The sequence below is a fragment of the Prevotella sp. LCP21S3_D2 genome (assembly GCF_052118345.1).
Classification (GTDB): Bacteria; Bacteroidota; Bacteroidia; order Bacteroidales; family Bacteroidaceae; genus Prevotella.
Map to the genome: position 1 here is coordinate 1 of NZ_JBQKHJ010000067.1, position 1264 is coordinate 1264.

Below are 1264 nucleotides of genomic sequence, written 5' to 3' on the forward strand. Positions count from 1 at the left end.
GGTGGCTACATATTGATGTTGTGCTGTTGCTTTTTACTGAAAGCTGCTACTAACGACTCATAAATCTACCCTTAATCGTGTATTGGATGATAGTTGCGGATTTTAGGTATATATCATTTTTCTCGCTTTGTTATGTGTGTAACAAGATAGGGCTTCCTGTCAGATGATAAGAAAAGGGCGCTCCTTCCTAAAGGATAGAGCGCCCTTAACTTTTTTATCTATATAGGTATTGCGCTATTTGTATATTGCTTTATTGCATGCTTACAGCATTGGGGTATTACTTTCTTTATATCTATATTTTATTTTTGTTCCTTACTTCGATCTCTTTTTTCTCCAAATGTCGGAACTACGCAGACAGATATACTCTACTCAGTTACAGGCAAAAGACAGCCTTTGATCTCTGATACATTCCTTATCAGCAAACAGATTAATGATGCAGAAACCAGGCCTCTTTCTCTGCCCCCTCCGCTAGTGGCTCATTATGTGCCGAAACATACAATATGTTTGAATAGTGGATGATGGCGTTGAAGTCTAGCTCTGTGCCTTTTCTGTCTTTAAGCCATTTCTCTGCTATTTGGTATCCTCCAATATAATATCGCCAAACTTCTTCTGTCGTTTTGTTGAGTAAGACGGCAGCCTTGGATTCTGTAATCAAGCCACTTGACAGGGCACGATAGATAAGGTTCTCGAATCTGGTGCTGTGCTCGTCATCAATGATGCTTTTCTCTTATTCTTCTGCCAGTTCTTTCATCGCATTGTTTAATGTGTTGAAAAGAACGTTGATGTTTTCTTCGATACAGATCAGTGCATCAGTATTGTTCAGGAAGGTTCTTCTGTCCTCGTGCAATCTGCCTGCGGTCTGCTCAAGAGTGTTAAGGTCATAGACCTGAATGGCAGAATCATCAGCAGGGTACAGGGAAATGGTTCAAGGTGTTTAAAGGCGAGCATAGCCACAGGCATTCAAATCATACACATAGAATTGACAGATGGTAGCAGTAAGGACTATAAGATGATTTTCTAAGTGAAATCAGATTACATCTTTTACTTATAATTATCCCTGCCAGCTTGTGAAAGCTGGCAGGGATTTTTATTCGAAAATCAAAAGATTCAAAGAATCATATATCAATACTGCGTTAAATTAATATTTAATCGGCTGTAAATCAATAACTTATATTAAGAAATGCTTATGAAAACTTAACTATAAAAAGTTGGTCAAGTCGCTGATTTTCAGTAACTTTGCAAATCACGACAAACGCAAAATTAT

1 protein-coding gene is annotated in these 1264 nt (G+C 38.0%); it reads right to left on the bottom strand.

The genetic code is table 11. From position 1 onward, the window contains the following. Positions 1 to 427: 427 nt before the first annotated feature. Entirely contained in the window at positions 428 to 655 is a 228-nt protein-coding gene (locus ACTQ16_RS16575; protein ID WP_441938538.1) for a type ISP restriction/modification enzyme, read from the bottom strand. Positions 656 to 1264: the final 609 nt, after the last annotated feature.